Origin of the sequence: Rhodopila globiformis, from assembly GCF_002937115.1 — a bacterium.
Classification (GTDB): Bacteria; Pseudomonadota; Alphaproteobacteria; order Acetobacterales; family Acetobacteraceae; genus Rhodopila; species Rhodopila globiformis.
The window spans coordinates 70,600-88,965 of record NZ_NHRY01000075.1 but is presented as its reverse complement, the minus strand read 5'-3'; the positions used below and the strand labels follow the sequence as shown (position 1 = coordinate 88,965).

At 67.2% G+C, this 18,366-nt stretch carries 14 protein-coding genes; 3 read left to right on the top strand and 11 right to left on the bottom strand.

The features are described 5' to 3' along the window. Window positions 1–41: 41 nt before the first annotated feature. The 5 genes from CCS01_RS08355 to CCS01_RS08335 form a co-directional block, all read right to left on the bottom strand. Window positions 42–647, bottom strand: coding sequence for a DUF29 domain-containing protein (locus CCS01_RS08355; protein ID WP_104518366.1), 606 nt, complete (start codon window positions 645–647; stop codon window positions 42–44). Window positions 648–1,008: 361 nt separating this feature from the next. Beyond that, on the bottom strand, window positions 1,009–1,287 hold the full coding sequence (locus CCS01_RS08350) for a hypothetical protein (RefSeq protein WP_104518365.1): 279 nt from the start codon (window positions 1,285–1,287) through the stop codon (window positions 1,009–1,011). Between the two features lie 4 nt (window positions 1,288–1,291). Next, window positions 1,292–1,744, bottom strand: coding sequence for a DUF29 family protein (locus tag CCS01_RS08345; protein WP_104518364.1), 453 nt, complete (start codon window positions 1,742–1,744; stop codon window positions 1,292–1,294). Between the two features lie 318 nt (window positions 1,745–2,062). Continuing rightward, a complete protein-coding gene (nifV, locus tag CCS01_RS08340; RefSeq protein ID WP_104518372.1) occupies window positions 2,063–3,175 on the bottom strand; it encodes a homocitrate synthase in 1,113 nt (370 codons plus the stop codon). Between the two features lie 229 nt (window positions 3,176–3,404). Then, a complete protein-coding gene (locus CCS01_RS08335) occupies window positions 3,405–4,748 on the bottom strand; it encodes an ABC transporter substrate-binding protein (protein WP_104518363.1) in 1,344 nt (447 codons plus the stop codon). Between the two features lie 595 nt (window positions 4,749–5,343). Here CCS01_RS08335 and CCS01_RS08330 point away from each other — a divergent pair. Then, the gene (locus CCS01_RS08330) at window positions 5,344–6,156 is read left to right on the top strand and encodes an SDR family NAD(P)-dependent oxidoreductase (RefSeq protein WP_104518362.1); all 813 of its coding nucleotides are present in this window, start codon (window positions 5,344–5,346) and stop codon (window positions 6,154–6,156) included. Window positions 6,157–6,165: 9 nt separating this feature from the next. Here the strand turns inward: CCS01_RS08330 and CCS01_RS08325 are convergent, their stop codons facing one another. From CCS01_RS08325 to CCS01_RS08300, 6 genes are all read right to left on the bottom strand, one after another. Beyond that, window positions 6,166–7,356, bottom strand: a complete 1,191-nt coding sequence (locus CCS01_RS08325) for a CaiB/BaiF CoA transferase family protein (RefSeq protein WP_104518361.1) — start codon at window positions 7,354–7,356, stop codon at window positions 6,166–6,168. 426 nt (window positions 7,357–7,782) lie between these two features. Next, complete coding sequence (locus CCS01_RS08320; RefSeq protein ID WP_104518360.1) at window positions 7,783–8,928, bottom strand: SWIM zinc finger family protein; 1,146 nt, start codon at window positions 8,926–8,928, stop codon at window positions 7,783–7,785. 5 nt (window positions 8,929–8,933) lie between these two features. Next, complete coding sequence (locus CCS01_RS08315) at window positions 8,934–11,804, bottom strand: DEAD/DEAH box helicase (RefSeq protein WP_239992055.1); 2,871 nt, start codon at window positions 11,802–11,804, stop codon at window positions 8,934–8,936. Window positions 11,805–12,769: 965 nt separating this feature from the next. After that, window positions 12,770–13,417, bottom strand: coding sequence for a PEP-CTERM sorting domain-containing protein (locus CCS01_RS08310; RefSeq protein ID WP_158258294.1), 648 nt, complete (start codon window positions 13,415–13,417; stop codon window positions 12,770–12,772). A gap of 662 nt (window positions 13,418–14,079) precedes the next feature. Next, complete coding sequence (locus tag CCS01_RS08305; RefSeq protein WP_104518357.1) at window positions 14,080–14,895, bottom strand: SDR family NAD(P)-dependent oxidoreductase; 816 nt, start codon at window positions 14,893–14,895, stop codon at window positions 14,080–14,082. Between the two features lie 434 nt (window positions 14,896–15,329). Further along, window positions 15,330–16,226: a LysR family transcriptional regulator gene (locus tag CCS01_RS08300; RefSeq protein WP_104518356.1), complete on the bottom strand. Its 897-nt coding sequence runs from the start codon at window positions 16,224–16,226 to the stop codon at window positions 15,330–15,332. 145 nt (window positions 16,227–16,371) lie between these two features. On the opposite strand from CCS01_RS08300, the gene CCS01_RS08295 reads away from it, so the two are divergent. Together CCS01_RS08295 and CCS01_RS08290 are read left to right on the top strand one after the other, a co-directional pair. Further along, entirely contained in the window at window positions 16,372–16,764 is a 393-nt protein-coding gene (locus CCS01_RS08295) for a hypothetical protein (protein WP_104518355.1), read from the top strand. A gap of 635 nt (window positions 16,765–17,399) precedes the next feature. Then, a complete protein-coding gene (locus CCS01_RS08290) occupies window positions 17,400–17,756 on the top strand; it encodes a hypothetical protein (RefSeq protein WP_104518354.1) in 357 nt (118 codons plus the stop codon). The last annotated feature ends 610 nt before the right edge of the window (window positions 17,757–18,366 follow it).

Sequence of the window (18,366 nt, the reverse complement as noted above, 5' to 3'; positions counted from 1 at the left end):
ATCGGGGCGGCAGTCAGACGGGGCATGAAGGCTCCGGTGAATCAGGGCGAGGCGTGAGCCTGTGGCCTGCCATATTCAGGCCGCTCCTGACTCGCCAGAACGGCTCCTGACGGCGGCTGGTCACGGCGATTGCCGCCAGACTGTGGCAAACCAGACTCACCCGCGCCGGGCCACCCATCAACGGAGTCGCCACTTCCGGCGAGGTGTACTAGCACCTGATCGTCAGCGAAGCCCAGGCTGTCGATATCGACCCGCGGCTGCTCGGCGTATTCCGCCAGCCAGTCCACCAGATCCTCCCGCGCCCGCTGCATCTGATCAGCAACCATGGCCGCGACGAGAGGTCGCAGGCTCGGACTCTCCTTCAGCAGGTCGCGGATGTCGCGCCGGGTACGCCTGATCGTCGCCTTCCAGCCGCGGCGCGGTTCCATAGCCGGTGACGCCTCAAGCCGCATCAGGTGCTCAATGGCGGTGGTGATCAGGCTCCGCAGCTGCGAGCGTTCGGACCGGCCCACGGCTTCGATCTCCTCGGCGATGTTGGACCAGTCCAGATCGGCGTCGTTGACAAGCTGGCCGGCGGCACGGCGGCGCAGCAGGTTCGCTTGGTGTTCAGACCACAGCGCGATATCCGTTTCATACAGGTCGTTCATTGGCTGCGTGCCTTGATTTGATGCCTATGCCAGATATTCACCACGCTGATCGACTCTCAGCCGCTTGCGTGATCCGGCGCCGCCCGGATTCCCGGGACAAGCTGGATCAAGGCTGCGATACCCTGCGGACCTGCCGGATTTTCCAACATACTGTAATCCTTGGACACCCTCGATACCAGTGCTGCGCGTTGTTTGCTCGCCTCGGCATCACGCCCCCCTTTCGGACCGCGACAGAGCGATTGCCGTACGGCGGACGCTGCCCCCGGCTCATTCAATGAGGCTGATGCGGTGTCATCGCCCTGACGCCATCATGCCCAATCGTCAGGAAACCAGTCGCCCGGGACCTGATCCTCGGTGAATGTCACGCTGTCTTCGCTGAGGTCGCCGCCTCGAACGGGATCACCACCACGATCGAGCGAGGATCGTAGCCGGAGAGATCGGCCGGCGGCCTGGCGCCATCCTCGATCGAGGGATGGAGATCGCCGGGCGGATACATCAGCACCGGCTCCAATGTATTGCGGGCCTGTCCAACGGTTTCGATGGCACTCGAAGCTGCGGACGTGATCCCATTCCGGCCAGGGAAGCTGATCCAGAAACCGCCCGCCTCGTCCGGTTCCGCCACGGCGTCCTGGTGCTGCATCGCCCTACGGCGCCGCCAGGACATCGCATAGCGACCACGGGCAAACCGCCGGCAGCGGCTGCGTCGGCGCGGTGTCCATGTGGGCAAGGCAGTGATCCACCGCCGCCGCGTAAGCCTCCGCAATGGTGGCTTTGGAGATTTTCGGATTCGCGCCGCCGGTCATGCTCGGCGTGAAATGCCGGTGGATCTGGCGATGGAACTCGCGCGACTCAGGCTGCCATTTCCCGGCCGCTGGCGCATCCGGCCAACCGAGCAGGCAGAGGCGGTGACGCAGGATGTTGTCAATCTGCGAGAGGGTCGCGTTCAGTTCGCTTTTGCCTACGTCCGCGATTTCCTCGGCCATGTTGGACCAGTCGAAATCGGCGTCGTTGACAAGCTCACCGTCAGCCCGGCGGCGCAGCAGCGCAGCCTGGTGCTCGGACCACAGCGCGATGTTGGTGTCGTACAGATCATTCATTATCTATATGCACTGACTTGGCGCTTAAGCCTGATCGTCACCACGCTGATTGGCCTCCAACCGCTTGCGTTGAGCCTGTTGATCCAGCACCTGCCCGGCGCCCGGGACCCGGTCGCACTGAGGCGTGGACGCGCTCTGGGCCTGCCGAACTCACCTGATTTATTGTAATCCCCGGGCCTCCCTTTTTCCAGTGCCACATACTGTTCGAAGTCCTTGGCATTGCGCAGGTTCCGCGACCAGGCCAGACCCGCTGCCAGGCGACAGGCGGGTCGATCGACCGGGCGTTGCCCCCCGGATCGCCGACCGGGGCGCATGGTTTCATTCCGCCGCCGAGGCAAGCAGGCTCACGACCTCGTCCCGGGTGACCGACCGCTTCACCCGCTCCGCATGCGCGCGCAGCCGGATCAGCAGGTCGGCCAGCACGACATGCGGGACATCCAGCCCGTCCAGCGCGTCGCGCAGCGCGGCCGAGCCGGAGTGCTTGCCCAGCAGGATCCGGCGCTCGCGGCCGAACAGGGCAGGGTCCAGCGCCTCGTAGGTGCCGGGGTCGCGCAGCAGGCCGCTGACATGGATGCCGGATTCGTGGGTGAAGGCGGTTTCGCCGACGATCGGCTGGCCCGGCGGGATGGCGCGGCAGGAAGCGGCGGCGACGATGTCGGCGAGCGGCGGCAGGTCCGCCATGATAGTGCCGACGCATCCCAGCCCCAGGCGCGGGATCGCGGCGGCGACCTGTTCCAGTGCGGCGTTGCCGGCGCGCTCGCCCAGGCCGAGGACGCAAACGCTGGCGTGGTTGGCGCCGCCGCGCAGCGCCGCGAGCGTGTTGGCGGCGGCCAGTCCCAGGTCGTCGTGGCCGTGAAACTCCAGGTCCAGGCCGGTGCGGGCGCGCAGGCGGCGGAAGATTGCTTCGGTGGCGAAAGGGTCGAGCACGCCGAGCGTGTCGGCGAAGCGGAATCGATACGCCCCCGCCGCGGCGATGGCGTCCAGCACCGTATGCAAAAAGTCCGGATCGGCGCGGCTGGAATCCTCGCCGCCGACGGAGACGGTCAGGCCCTTGTCCAGCGCCAGCGGCACCACGTGGGCGATGCGGTCCAGCACCTCCTGCCGCCCGCCGGGATACTTGGCGGCGATCTGCCGATCGGAGACGGAGATCGAGAGGTTGGCGTAGCGCACCCCGGCGCGCAGCGCGGCGGCGACGTCGGATTCGGTCATGCGGCACCAAGCGGCGACGCGGGCGCGGGGCGCGGCGTGCGCGACGGCGGCGATGGCGGCGACTTCCTCCTCGCCCATGGCGGGGGTGCCGGCCTCGATCTCGTCGATGCCGGCGGCCTGCAGCGCGGCGGCGATGGCGGTCTTCTCGGCGATGGTGAACGCCACGCCGGGGGTCTGCTCGCCGTCGCGGAGCGTGGTGTCGTTGATACGGAAACGCGGCATGGCGTGCGACACGTTCGGCACTCCCCGTGGTTGACGCGGGACACAATGCAAACGGAGTGCCAGAAGAAATAAGCGTGATTTCAGTGTCTTGGCTTCCCGGCTCGGTTGTCGGATTCCCGACAGGGCGGTCACGCCGCGGCCGGGACCGTTCTCTCTCCCCGTCATGGCCGGGCGTGTCCCGGCCATCCACCCCCGGCGAGACCGTATCTTCATCGTCGCCGAAAGACGATCAGCGCATGAAACCCGCGATCTCGTCCTTCGCCCAGGCGATCACCTGTTCGGGCGACTGACCGCTGTACAACCGCGCCCACATGCCAGGGATGGTGGCGCGACTGGTCATCGGAATGGCGAATTCGGGCGGCGACGGGAACGAGGCGACGCTCGGCTGCGAGTCATGCCACGGCCGGATCGGATAGTTGAACATCGTGCCCTTGGGCGGCTGGACCTCGGCCCAGACCTTGAAATCAGACATGCTGATCTGCGGCGGCAGATTGAAGCCCTCGGTGACGATCTCGCGCTCCTCGATCTGCTTGCGTTGCATCAGGTAGGTAAGCAATTCCTTCGCGGCGGTCTTGTTCTGGCCGAACCGCCACAATCCGTAGAACATGTAGACATACGGAATGAAACGTCCAGCCGGCCCGGCCGGGCAGGGGAACGTCCAGCAGTCCGCGGCGATCTCGGGGGCGTCGCGTTTCGCCACCGCCCATGCCGAGGGCGGGTTCCAGATCATTGCGCTGTGTCCGGAGATCAAGGCGCGGTTGTTCGACGCGTCGTCATAGCTGATCGTGTCGGTCGGCAGGAATTTGACGAATTTCTGTCCGTACTCCAGCACGCGCCGGACGTTGTCGGAATCGACCGTGACTTCCCCCTTGGCATTGACGAGCTCGGCGCCGAACGCGCGAAAGATGGCGGCGATCGTGTTGATGGAATCGCCGGTCGAGCCGAGCCCCATGCCGAACGGGTAGCCGGCCTTGGCGCAGGCCTCGGCCGCGTGCAGGAACGCGTCGTAGGTCCATTTCGCGGCTTCGGGTGACGCGCGCGGTTCCGCCGGATACATCGCCTGGATATCGATGCCGGCATACTTCTTCAGCAAGCTGATGCGCGCGCAGCAGGTAAGGTTCGCGGTCGGATCGGTGCCTGGCACCGCGACCCAGTGGTCCTTTGGCTTGACCAGATACTCCACCATGGGATCGTAGCGGCCGTATTCTGCAACGAGATTCTGGATCACGTCGTCGACAGGCTCCAGATCGGCCGCATAGTTGAACGCATCCCACTGGAAGAACGGCAGGACATCGTGCCCGGCCCGCGCCTGCGCCTCGGCGGCGGCGGTCAGCAGCAGCTTGTTGCCCTGGGAGGTGATGAAGTCGGCCGTGACGTCCACCTTGTTCTTGTCCGCCCAGGCCTGGATCTGCTGGCGCATTTTCTCCGTGCCGCCCGGCACCCAGTGATCCCACAGCCCGATGCTCAGCCGGCCGGCGGCGCCGGCGGAGCGGATGTGCACCAGCGGCAGCGCGGCGCCGGCGGTGGCGACCTGCATGGCGCGACGGCGCGTTAAGCGGCGTGGTCTGGACATGATTGCACTCCCTGTTGCGGCGCGGTTGGCCCGCGGCCGTCGTTGTACGATCGATACGTTGGCGGGTGGCTCCCGCCTGAAGCCACTTGTAGCGGCTTGTCTCGACGGCCGGCCAAGGTCCGCCACAGCGTGCGCGTCACTATCGCGCCAAAACTGCCGAAATTTCCATAGTGTTCGTCTGAATTCCGGTATTTCCGGCGTTGGCATTCATTGTCTTGAACGCCCGGTCCCGGTCTTGAGGAGCATGCCGATCCGCACTCCGTGACCGCAAGTCGCGATAATCCTTCCTCTGCGCGCTCTGCGCTCCGCTCGGCGATCTCTGCGTTGAATCGCGGTGGCCGGGGCGCGACTGGCGTTTCGGATTGGGTAGTCCACCGGCAGCACCGATCTTTGTTGCGACACCGCATTTTTCAACGCAGAGATCGCAAAGCGGAGCGCAGAGCACGCAGAGAAGGGATGCGGGCGACCTGCGGCCGCGACGGGTTCCCGGTGGCCTGTCACCGCCAGGCGCTAACGTAACGCTGCCGCACCGGTGTGACTCAACAAGCCGTCCGGCCGATGTTAAGCCGGTCGGGGCGAGAGGAAGGAAACGACCATGGGCAAGCTGGACAGAAAAGTCGCGATCGTAACGGGCGCCGCGCGCGGCCTCGGCCGGGCCTATGCGCTGCGGCTGGCCGGGCTTGGCGCAAAGGTCGCGGTGACCGACATCGACCTGAAATCGTACCAGGAGTTCGAGGCCGAGGCGAAGGCGATGACCGCGGACAGCACGGTCGAGGAGATCAACGCCATCACCGAGGCCATCGGCATCGAAATGGATGTGCGCGACGAAGCCGCCGTGCAGGCCATGGCTGCGCAGGTCATGGACACATGGGGACGGATCGACATCCTGGTCTGCAACGCCGGCGGCGGCCGCGGCCGGCCGATGGACACCAGGGCCAGCACGCTGGACGCATCGCTGCTGCATCTTGTTACTGAAATGAACTATTACGGCACCGTCTACTGCGTCAACGCGGTGGCGCCGGTGATGAAGGCGCAGCGCAGCGGCAAGATCGTGACGGTCAGCTCGATCGCCGGTCTTGGCCCCTCGATCGACGGCGGCTATGCGCATTACGGCGCGGCCAAGGCGGCCATCCTGCACTACACGCGCTACCTGGCGCAGGACCTGGGGCCGCACGGCATCACCGCGAACTGCATCGCCCCCGGAGTCATCACCACGGGGCGGATCGTCGCCACCGTCATGCCGGGCAGCGCCGACGCGAACACCGACCGGGCGGAGAAAGTGGCGCTGCGCCGCCTCGGCTCGGTCGAGGACTGCGCCAAAGTCGTCGAGTTCCTGACGACCGACCTGTCGGACTACGTCACCGGCCAGTGCATCGCCATCGACGGCGGCATGGTGCGATCCGCCTGACGGGGCGGTTCAGCCGACCGGGCCGGAGATCACGCCGTGGGCGCGCAGATCGGCCACCTCGTGGTCGGAAAATCCGTGCGCCCGCAGCACCGTTTCGGTATCGGCGCCGGCCAGCGGCGCGGTGGCGCGTGGCGTGCCGACCTGCAGTGGCGGCGCGCCGGGAATGCCGGGAATCGGCATCAGGCGATCCAGCCCGGGCTGTTCGAGGTAGGTGAACAGCCCGGCGGCCTGCACGTGCGGGTCGCGCAGCAGGTCCAGCGACTCATGCGCCACCGCGTGCATGACGCCGTATTCGGTGAAGCGCGCCTGCCAGTGGGCGTTCGGCCGGGCGGCCAGCACCGCGCTGACAAGCGGGACCCAGGCATCGGCGTGGGCGATCCGTTTCGGTGAGGTAGCGAACCGCGCATCGTCCGACAGGTCCGGCCGCTCCAGCGCCTGGCAGAAATCGCTCCAGCCGCGGCGACCGGCGACGATGACGTTGATCCAGCCGTCGGCGGTGGGATAGACGCCGCGATGGACTTTCGCCGCCGGCGGGTCGCCGTCGTAGATCACCCGCTGCAGCAGGGCATACAGGTTCAGCCAAGCCGCGCCCTGCATCAGGCTGGCGTCGATGTGGCGGCCGTGGCCTTCGTCCCGGCGCCCGTACAGCGCCATCGCCACTGCCTGGAACGCGAACAGCGCCGTCATCATGTCCACCGGGATCGAGGCGACATTCATCGGCTGGCCGTTCTGGTCCTTGTTTTCCGCCATGAACCCGCTGAACGCCTGCAGCACCGGATCCATCGCCGGTCGTTCCGCATAGGGGCCGATCTGGCCGAAGCCGGACATCGACAGGTAGACGATATCTGGGTACTTATCCGAAACGGCTTCGTAGCCGAAGCCGAGCCGGCCGATGACGCCGGGGCGGAAGCCCTCCATGAACACGTCGGCGCCGTCCAGCAGTCGCCACAGCACGGCGCGGCCTTTCGGCGATTTCAGGTCCAGGCCGATGCTCTGCTTGCCCAGGTTGCCCATGACCGACAGCGCGGTGTTGCCGCCGGCCCTGGGGGCCGAGACGCGCACCCAGTCGCCGCCGTCCAGCAGTTCCACCTTGATGACGGTGGCGCCATACTGCGCCAGCAGCATGCCGGCATACGGAGCGGCGATTCCCTGGCTGAGATCGACGACTTTGATCCCGGCAAGCGGTGCTTTGTATCCCATGCGCTGTTCTCGGCCGGCCGCCGACTCCCCCTGTTGTTTCCTGCCTCGGGACGTCCCCGTCTGGGTCGTCCGTGAGCCGTCGAACAGGCAGGAGACAAGCCCAGATCGGCGGCGTCAAGCGCGGCCAGCGAATCCTGTGCGGCTGGACCATCAGCCGCTTGTTTTGGCATGGCAAAAGCTGGTTTCGCCGGCAACGGTCGATGACTGGGCGAGGCGGGCGAAACTGAAGAACATTTGTGGTCATTTGTGGTTTTATTCATGCCGCAACTCGCAACGACCATGCCGCAGCCCGACTTGGCCGGCGGTGGCGGCGGACGAACCCATGCTATGCGCTACGACATCGCCGTCCGCAGGCAGGCATCGGTCCAGCCAGCATGCAGCCCGCCATCCACTGTCCATTCCAGCAGTAGCCGGTTACTGTCGGAGTCACCACCATTTCACCGGCTGGGGCTTCGTTTCACCCGCTTTCCGCGACGTTTTCGTGTCGGCAGCCTTGCCCCGTGCCCGCGACAGTACCGCTTCGGCGGCCACGCCGGAGGCCGGCTTCACCTGACGGGATGAAGCGTCTGCCCGCGCTTTCCTGGTCTTTCCCGTGGGTCCACCGCTGGTCGTGCCGCGGACAGCCGTCGCCTTGCGCGCTTTCTCTCCGGACACAGCCTTCGCGGGCTTCGGCGACCGGGGCATGGCCGTCCCGGCCGCCGTCGCTGCCCGTCCCGGCGCGGGCCTTGTGGCCGCGGTCTTGCCCGCCGCCGCTTTCTTCCGGCCGGCAGGCGGCTGGATCGTCTCCGGAGTCGCCGCCTTTCCTGGCTTTGCCCTCTTGGGCCGCGCCGTAACCTCGGCCGCCGCCGCCGCGGGCGCTTCCATGTCCAGCCCGAACAGCGCGGAGACATCGTCGGCTTCCAGGACCCGGCCGGACTTCGGCCCCTGCTTCGGCAGCATCGCGGCGGCGTCGATGCCCGCCAACAGATCCGCCTCGTTCACCGCGCGCAGTCGGAACAGCAGCTCCGGCTGCTGGTCGAGCCGGGCGCCGACGCCATACAGCACTGCGGCCACGTGCTTGCACATCGACGCATAGTCCGGGCAACTGCACGTGAACCGGATCTCCGCCGGACGCGGAAACAGCCCGCCCTGCTGACGGCAGAGACGCTCCATCACGCCCTTGGAAAACCGCCCCTGCAGCAGTTCCACCATCGAATCAATGCCGCCGGCGCAGTCGGTGCAGATCGACTTCCACGTCGCCTGCGCCGTTTCCTTGATCGTAATGGTTACCTTGTAGAGCGACGACCCGCTGACCGTCGCCGTCACCTGCCCCGGCGCGATCTGCAGATCCACCACGGATCCGTTGCGCACATAGGTGCGCCCGCGCGGCAGCCGGTTCTCATAGTCATGGTAGCCTTCGATGTTGTCGCACCACGCCTTGCCCCAGAACGTGCTGGCGATGGCGCGGCCGGTGATCGTCACCGGCGCCACCACATGGCCGCTCTTGCGCAGCTTCGCCATCTCACGCTCGGCCTTGCGCCGCCGCTCGGCCACTGGAACGTACGGCGCCCAGCCGCCATAGTAACGTGACATCGTCCTTACTCCTTCAGCGCGGCGTTGAGGTCGAGCGCCACCACGCGCAGCAGCGCCTCGTCGCTCATTTCAGTCAGGCTGATCTCCCCGCCGCCGGCCAGAACCGCCTGCGACAGGCCTTGTTTCGACTCGATCATGGCATCGATCCTTTCCTCCACCGTGCCACGGCAGACAAATTTGTGCACCAGGACGTTTTTCTTCTGGCCGATGCGGAAGGCCCGGTCGGTGGCCTGGTTCTCCACCGCCGGATTCCACCAGCGGTCGAAATGCACGACGTGCGACGCCGCCGTCAGCGTCAGCCCGGTGCCGCCCGCCTTCAGCGACAGCACGAAGAACGGCACGGTCTCGTCCTCCTGGAAGCGCTGCACCAGCTCGCGGCGCCGCTTCACCTGCGTCTCGCCGTGCAGCACCAGGCCGGGGCGGCCGAACACCTCGCCCAGAAAGGACGCGAGCGGCCCGGTCACCTCGCGGAACTGGGTGAACACCAGCATCTTCTCCTGCCGCTCGGCCACCACTTCGGCGATCTCGCGCAGCCGGGCCAGCTTGCCGCTGTCGGCCTCCTTCCAGCTGTCGTCGCCGAGCCACTGCGAGGGGTGGTTGCAGATCTGCTTCAGCCGCATCAGCATCGCCAGGATCAGGCCCTTGCGCTGGATTCCCTCGCTTTCCTCGAGGCTGCGCTGCAACTCCTCCAGCGTCTCGGCATACAGCGCCGCCTGCCGGCGGCTGAGGTGGCAGTGCGCCTGCACCTCGGTCTTGTCCGGCAAATCGGCGATCACCGCGCGGTCGGTCTTCATCCGCCGCAGGATGTACGGCCGCACCAGTTCCCGCAGCGGCCCGTAGGGATTCTCCGTCCGCTCGGCCAGCGCCTTGGTATATCTGGTGAACTGCTTCGCGCTGCCCAAGAGGCCCGGGTTGAGGAAATCGAAAATCGACCACAGGTCGCCCAGGCTGTTCTCCACCGGCGTGCCGGTCAGCGCGATCCGCGCCTGTGCCTTCAGCGCCTTGGCGGCACGGGTCTGCTTGGCCGAGGGGTTCTTGATCGCCTGCGCCTCATCCAGCACCACCAGCCGCCAGGCGATCTCGCCCAGCACCGGCATCCGCAGCAGCGTGCCGTAGCTGGTGATGCACAGGTCGAGCCCGGCGGCATCCGCCGGTGCGAACGCCTTGATCTGCTCCGCCGGCATTGCCGAAGGATGCACGATGCGCGCCTTCAGCCCCGGCGCGAAGCGTTCGATCTCGGCCGCCCAGTTGGCCAGCAGCGAGGCCGGCGCCACCAGCAGGCAGGGCGCCAGGTCCGCGCCGTCGGCCTGCTGCCGCTGCACCAGCAGCAGCGACAGCACCTGGATGGTCTTGCCCAGCCCCATGTCGTCGGCCAGGCAGGCGCCGAGCCGCAGCCCGGACAGCAGCCGCAGCCACTGCACGCCGTCCTTCTGGTACGGCCGCAACGTGCCCTTCAGCTCCGTGCCGGGATCGGCGCCGGTTCCGTCGGGGGCCCGCAGCGCCTTCAGCGTCTCGGACAGCCAGGGGCCGGCGGTCACCTGTGCCCAGTCCGGGGCCGCCACCGTGGCGGCGTCGCCGATGGCCGAGGCGCCGGCCAGCAGGCGCATCGCCTCGGCGAACGGCAGGCCCTGCGCCTGCGCCAGTTCCTCCGCGGCGCGGAACTGCTTCAGGGTGCGGTCCAGACGTTCCGCGTCCACCTCGACCCACTGGCCGCGCAGCAGCGCTAGGCCGTGGGTGGCCGACAGAAGCGAGCGGATCTCCTGTTCGGTCAGCGTCTCGCCGTCCAGCGTCACCGCCACGTTGAAATCCAGCAGCCCATCCAGCCCGAGTTTCGAGGGCGCGCGGGTGCCGACCGTCGCCGTGACCTGGGCGCGGGCGGGGCGGCCGACGCGCCAGGTGGCCGGCATGCGCACCACCACGCCGGCGCGCTCCATGTCGGGGACACTGGCCAGGAAGCGGGACGCCTCGGCCGCGCTCCAGCGCAGCGGGTGGTAGATCTCGCCGTCGTCCACCATCTGCCGCAGCCACGGACTGGTTTCGGCGGCGCGCTGCACCGGCACCAGCAGCGACAGCAGCTTTTCCTTGTTCGCCGCGCCGGCGTATTCGCGCAGCGCCTGGCCGAGCGGCAGGTGCTGCGCCCGCGCCTGGGCGGAGAGCTGCGTCGTGTAGGTGGCCATGAAGGCGAACGGCGCCTCGGCGTCGCGGCGGTTCTCGGCCAGGTTGAAGTGCACGCGGCCGACAAGGTTCCAGGCCGGGTTCAGCGCCTTGAGGAAGGCTTGCAGCCCGGTGCCTGACGCGGCCAGCGCGGCGGCGACGGCTGTTTGCAACGCGGTCCAGCAGGCGCGCAGCACGTCCTCGGTCAGGTATTCGGCGCCGGTCATCATCGGCGCCGTCAGGACCAGGGAGGCGAGCTCGGCCGGGTCCGGCAGCGGGACGGCGGGCAGGGCGGTCGGGCCGGCTGCGTCGCCGCCAGGGGGCTGCATCGGGGCCTGCAGGCACAGCGCGGCGATGTAGCGCGAGGCGAAGCTGCGCCACCAGACGAACGCCGGCGGCAGCACGCGCCCGACCTCGCCGGCGCCGAGGCGGAGCAAACCCGGCCCGGTGCCTTGCGCGAAGGCCGCGGCGAGGCGGGCGGCGGCGGCCTCGTCCATCGGCGGCGCGTCGTCGCGGATGTCGCACAACAGGTGGCCGTGCGGCGTCAGGCGCAGCGAGGGATAGCCGGCGGTGGTGTCCCGCGCCGGAGGCGCCCCTGGGGAGGCCCCTGGCGAGGCCCCTGGGGAGGCCCCTGTGGAGGCCCCTGTGGAGGCCCCTGTGGAGGCCCCTGGGGACACAACATCCGCCAGGGCCGCCGCGGCCATCGAGGGCTTCCTGCTCAAGTCGCCGCTCTCCCGTCAGGGCCGCCGCACGTGCGGGAGCCCCGGCCTGCCCGTTGCGCCCGGATGCCGGACCATGCCGCGCCTGGCGCGGATGACCGGCTGACCAACAAAACCGCCGGGCGGATCATGGCATCAACCGGCTGGCGAGCCGTTCCGCTGGTTTCACGGATATGGGGGGATTTCGTCATCAACCGCGCCTTTCCGACCTTGCGATCGGCGCAACATGGCACCTGCGCGTTCCGATGCAAGCCAGGGGGGTGAATTCGGGCTGTTCCGCATTTGCGTGCGACCCGGGGAGCGGCCGGGAAGATTCGGATCCGGGCCCGAATAGCCGATCGGGATCAGCGGGGCGCCGGAACCATAAGCTGCAGCGCGAATGCGAGCCGGCATACTGCAGCCGTCGTTCGGGCTCGGCGCCTTGTCGACGGCCTCGAACGAAAAGAGCCGCCACATCGCCGGAGCGGCCCTTCGGGGCTGTCAAGTCCTCCGACAGCCGTGGCGACTGCAATCCGCGGGCGGGTTGAGGCAGGATGACGGCGCACCCTCACCGTCATGGCCCGGACAAGCCGCATCCGCGCTAACTTTAGTGGCTGGGCGCGGCAAACCGTTCCGCCGTCATGGCGGCCGTAGGGAGGCCATCCACGCCTTTGTCTGGTCCGGCACCGCAAGGCGTGAATGCCGAGCCTGCGCCCGGCATGACGGTGTGGCAACGGCCGTGCCGCCCGCCCACTAAGTTACAGCAGGCCGCAGGTCGATTGAGACAGGGCGACGGCGCTCCCTCATCGTCATGGCCCGGCTCGTCCGGGCCACCTATCGCGGCACATGTGCTGGAACAGGTGGCCCGGACAAGCCGGGCCATGACGATGAGGCCAGGGGACCTCAGTGTCCCAACCGACCTGCGGTCTGCTGTAGTGCCTGTGCGAACAGGTCAGCTTATGACGATGAAGACAGACCGCCTGTGCGTCTCAACCTACCTGCGGTCTGCCGCAGGCCCGGCGGCGGATCAGGCTGAGGCCCGCGAGGCCGGCGCCAAGCAGGGCCATGGAAGCAGGTTCGGGGATGGCGCTCAATGAAACATCGGCAATTTCGTTGCCGACGCTTGGGTTGCCGCCAATGCCGCTGGTGTCGACGGCGGCGAAGCTCAGAACCTCGGACGTCCCGGTCGCCTGGACGATGAAGCTGTTGGTTGTCCATTGGCCGCTCCCGGTACCGTGGTCGCTCGCAACCGGATTGCCTCCGAAGGAGACGTTCAACTGCTGTGGGCCGGATCCGGCGCGATCGCCATAACCCCAGGAAAGCTGGTAATACGCTCCGACGGTCAGGCCGGTCACAGCTTGTGAAACCGTATCGAAACTGTTAGAGTCGACTTCCAGGCTCTGCGGCTCGCCGTTGTAGAGAGACGACATGACCACGCCGCTGCCATCGATCTCGATCGCGCCCAGGGTATCGGTCCAGCCTTGAATGCTCGTGAACTCGGTCCACTGGCCGGCACCGAGACTTGGGGTCGTCTGGAATGTGCCGTTGGTGATCAGGTTGGCCTTTGCCGGGCTGCTCAGGCCACCCAGCAACGCACCGCACGACAGCGCGGAAGCCAGCAAAATTCTCGTTGTCATATCTCTCAAGGTCCCAGGAATGGTTGTGCAGCGGCATCGCGAGTTCGCTGCCCGTTCTGGGCTCCGAGTTACCCATTCTGGGTCCAGGGTCTTATAAGTCATCTCAGTTCATATGCAAGATCATGTATAATTCGGATAGAAACGGCGGCGTGACATGACGTAAATTTGCGACACTGTGAAGGATGTTGACGCCCGGGTATGCCGCGAAGCCACCCTCTCCGTAGCGGCCGCACGGATGATCGACGGATCAGGCGGCTGCCCGGGCGCCGATCCACATGGTGACGTTCGGCGCCCGCGTCTTCCAGTCGATGACACGCCACCCTGGGCATATCGCCCAGGTCCGCGCGCATTTCACCTTTCTCAATTAACCAGCCAGGGCAGCAGCTAGGCGCTGCGCCAGGGCACGAACGCGCGCCTTGCTCGGCCCCAGGAAAGCGCTTTGTCGTTGAAAATGAAATTACAGCAGGCCGCAGGTCGATTGAGACAGGGCGACGGCGCTCCCTCATCGTCATGGCCCGGCTTGTCCGGGCCACCTGTTCCAGCACATGTGCCGCGATAGGTGGCCCGGACGAGCCGGGCCATGACGATGAGGACAGGGGACCTCAGTGTCCCAACCGACCTGCGGTCTGCTGTAGAAAGCGGGCTGCGCATGCCGCGGCGCCTTACCCCGCCGCGCCGCCACCCGGCGCCACCTTCCCCCCGCGGAACATCAGGCCCGCCTCGCGGAAGCCGCCATCGACGTTCAGCGTGTGGCCGTGCACGTAGCGGCTCTCGTCGGAACACAGGAACACCGCGGCATCCGCGATCTCCTCCGGCGTGCCGTAGCGCGTCATGGGAATCAGGTAGTTGTAGGCCGCGCGGGTCGCCTGGTCATGCGCGAACTTCGCCATCTCGGTCTCGATCGCCCCCGGCGCGATGCTGTTGACGTTGATGGCGCTGTCCGCAAGCTCGACCGCCATGACCTTGGTCAGCAGTTCCAGTCCCGCCTTGGCGGCGCCGTACGCGGCCCGACCGTGCCCGCCGCGCTGGCCGGACAGCGAGGTGATGTTGACGATCTTGCCGCCGCCGCCCTTCACCATCGCGCGGGCCGCCGCCTGGGCAACGAAAAACGCGCCGGTCAGGTTGATGCCGATGGTGCGGTTCCATTCCTCGGGCGTGATCTCCAGGAACGGCGTGTTGCCGCCGATGCCGGCGTTATTGACCAGGATGTCCAGCCGGCCGAAGCGCGCGATGATTGCCGCGATCATCGCATCGACCGAGGCCTTGTCCGCCACGTCCACGCCCAACGCCAGGCCGCCCGCCAAGCCGCCCACCGGGCCGTCCGTCCGCCCCAGCCTCGCCAGCGCCGCCCGGGCGCCATCCGCGTTGATGTCGGCGATGACCGGGATGGCGCCCTCGGCCGTCATCCTGCGGATGATGGCGAAGCCGATGCCGCGGGCGCTTCCGGTGACCAGGGCGACCTTGTTTTCCAGTCTCACGGCAAAACCTCCTGCGCTGCCTGGATGGTCGGGTGAACGCGCCGTCCCGGACCGCGACGTCGTTGCCGATCTGCCCGTCCTTCAGCGCGGGTTGCAGGCTGTCGCGATCGGCGTTGGGCCAGGGTTGTGGTCCGTGGCCGGCGATGGGCACTGGCGCCCAAGCCGGCGCGCAGCCTGCGGCGGATCCTTCCTGGCATTCCTCGGCTCGCTCGTTGTTATCCGGCGCAACTTACATTTCACCGGCCTGGCTGGACATCCTCAATCGATGCCGCACGCAATTGGGAAAAGCGGCGGCTGACCCGTTGCCTCATCGTCATGGCCGGGCGTGTCCCGGCCATCTACCCCCCACCGCCGAAGCGCAGATGGCCGGGACACGCCCAGCCATGACGGAGGCGCAACGGCACCGCGGCGGCGATCGTGCCGCCGCGATGCCGTCAGAGTTCCTCCGCCGCCATGCGGGAAACTAGGAAATCGATGAAGGCCCGTACTTTGGCCGACGGATACCGGCCAGGGGGATACACCAGGCGGATGGGGATTTCCGGGGCCGTGTAGCCGCCGAGCAGGGTCACCAGCCGGCCGCTCTTCACGGCTTTGGCCACCAGGTAGCTGGGCGTCAGGATAACGCCCTGTCCGGCGACGGCGGCCGTGAGCAGGGCCGTGACGCTGTTGGTCAGGAAATTCCCCGCCATCTTCACGACGTGCGGCCGGCCGTCGGGGGCGACGAACGCCCAGCCCCTGGGCATCACCGGGACGGTGTGGATCAGGCAGTTGTGGTTGGCCAGGTCGTCCGGCGTTTGCGGCGTTCCCTTCCTGGCCAGGTAGGCCGGCGACGCACAGGCAACGATCCTGGTCATGCCCAGCAGCCGCGTCATGGTGCTGGAGTTCGGGATGTCGCCGATGACGACGGCCACGTCGATGCCTTCCTCCACCAGGTCGACGGTGCGGTCGACCAGAGTCAGCTCGATCGTGACATCAGGGTATTGATGGGCGAAGGCCGGCAGCATGGCGGGAATCCGCAGCGACCCGAACGCCAGCGGCGCGCTGACGCGCAGCACCCCGCGCGGCGTGGTCTGCAACTGGCTGGCGGCGCTTTCCACCTCGTTCAGCTCCGCCAGCAGCCCCGAGCAGCGCTCGTAGAACAGGCTGCCGACCTCGGTCAGGCTGACCTGGCGCGTGGTCCGGTGCAGCAGCTTGGCCCCCAGCCGTTCCTCCAGCTCCCGGACCTGCTTGCTGATCATCGTCGGCGACAGCCGAAGCTGCCGTGCCGCGCCCACGAAACTCCCCGTTTCGACCACCTTGGTAAAGGCGGTCATCTCGCCGATTCGGTCCATCGCGCCCAGGATTATGAACTAAGTGATCTTAATGTATGTGCGAAAAGAGCTGTTATCAATCCCTCGGAAGGTATCCATGTTGCCGGTGGACAGCGACGTGCCTGCTTACACGTCCCTGCAGCACCCAACAGTAAGGAGTTCCACGATGTCGTTTCACCGCGTGCCGTTGCTCGCCGCCGGCCTGGCAACCCTTTGCCTGCCGCTTCTGGGCACCCAGGCTGCCCGGGCGAACGGCCTGTTCTCGCATGTCGCCACTGTGCGCGTCGCCGTCTCCGGGGCGGAGAGCCAGGCGCAACTGGCCAGTCAGCTGCGTGCCGAGGGCTACACGAATGTTGTCCTGAGTTCAGTCCGTGCGACGCCCGCCAATCCGCATCCCGAGAGCGATTCCACGCTGACCAGCCATCCCGAGCAGACCCCGGTGCACACCGGCTGGAACGGCGTCGCCAGCAAGGATGGCCGGACTGTCCAGGTCTACGCCGAATTCTCGCCGGCTTCGGACTTGGGCCGCAGCCTGGCCATGATCGACGCCACCCGCTGAAGACAGGCAGGGCCGGACGTCGCCGTCCGGCCTGCGGTAGCTCGCCGGTGGCGGGCGAAGCATTCAGGCGCGGGATATCCCGGACGAAAACTGCCTGATGCAGGCTTCCTCTGCGGCCACATGCGGCGCTTGCGATCCGGGCATGCCGCCGAGACATCGCCGGCCACACCCTGGCGGCCTTCGCCACCCGCCGAACCTGGCGGGATCGCGCCGCCACACGTGCCCTGGGGCATCGCCCTTTCGGACGTCGAGGCAGAATCGAACCTGTTCTCTGCCATAAGCCCGGGCGAGCGGTTGCCAGCCTGATTACAAATGCGATTTTCCTGGCGGCGGCAGGGCATCACCGGGACGGCGTGGATCAGGCGGATATGGTTGACGAGGTCGCCCGGCGTTCGCGGCGTCCCCTTCCTGGCCAGGAACGCGGGGGACGCACAAGCAATGATTCTGGTCATGCCGGGCAGGCGGGTCATGGCGCTGGCGTTCGGGATATCGTATTCAAGATTATGCACTGACTGTTCTTAATGTACGTCCGAAAATAGGTGTTATCAATCCTTTGGCAGCTATCCATTTTGTTGGTGGACGGGGGCGTGCCTGATCGCCCGTTCTTTCGAGGCCACACAACAAGGAGTTCCACGATGTCGTTTCACCGCGTGCCGTTGCTCTCCGCTGGCCTGGCGGCCCTTTGCCTGCCGCTTCTGGCCGCCCCGGCTGCCCGGGCGGACGGCCTGATCTCGCGCGTCGCCACCGTGCACGTCAGCGTCCCCGGCGTGGAAAGCCAGGCGCAGCTGGCCGATCGGCTGCGCGCCCAGGGCTACACGGATGTCGTCATGAGCTCGGTCTATCCGACGCCCGTCAATCCCTGTCCCCAGAGCAATCCCTCATGGACCAGCCATCCCGAGCTGACCCCGGTGCACGCCGGCTGGAACGGGGTCGCCAGCAAGGACGGCCAGGTTGTCCAGGTCTACGCCGAACTGCCGTCGCGCTGGAATTAAGGGCCTGATGCAAAATAGCCGCTCCAATTGTCGCACGGACGCGCGAACCGTCATGGTGGGCGCATGCCCCATAGGCGCTGACCCAGGTAGTTGGCGGCATAGCCGTTGCTATGACGTCATGGTAAGCGAAGGCCCACCATCCACGCCCTTGGCTGGTCGCGGCACCGCAAGGCGTGGATGGCGGCCGCAGGGCCACCATGACGGCGGGACAGAGCCTCGCGCCCGACCGCTTAAGTCGCCGTCTATGCGGCAGGGCCGGATGTCGCCGTCGGGCCTGCGCCACCGCATCCGTGGCGGGCGGAGCATGCAGGTGCGGGACCCGCGGGAAAGCGGCTGCCAAAGTGATTGCACATGCAAGTATTAAGGCGACGGGGGGCTGTTGCGTTGCCCGTTCGATCGTGCTCGACACGCCGGTCTGCGCCTACCTGGCCCGAGCGACTCGCTCATCATTGGACTTTCACTTTCCCATGCTCATGAACACCCTGTCGCGCCTGCATCGCCGCCAGCCCGGGCTTGACGATCGGGGTAGGGCGTTGCTCAGCCCGTTGGCCCGGGCCGATTCACCAGGATGCCGGGGCTTGTCTTGATGCGGCGGTAAATGACCGCTCCG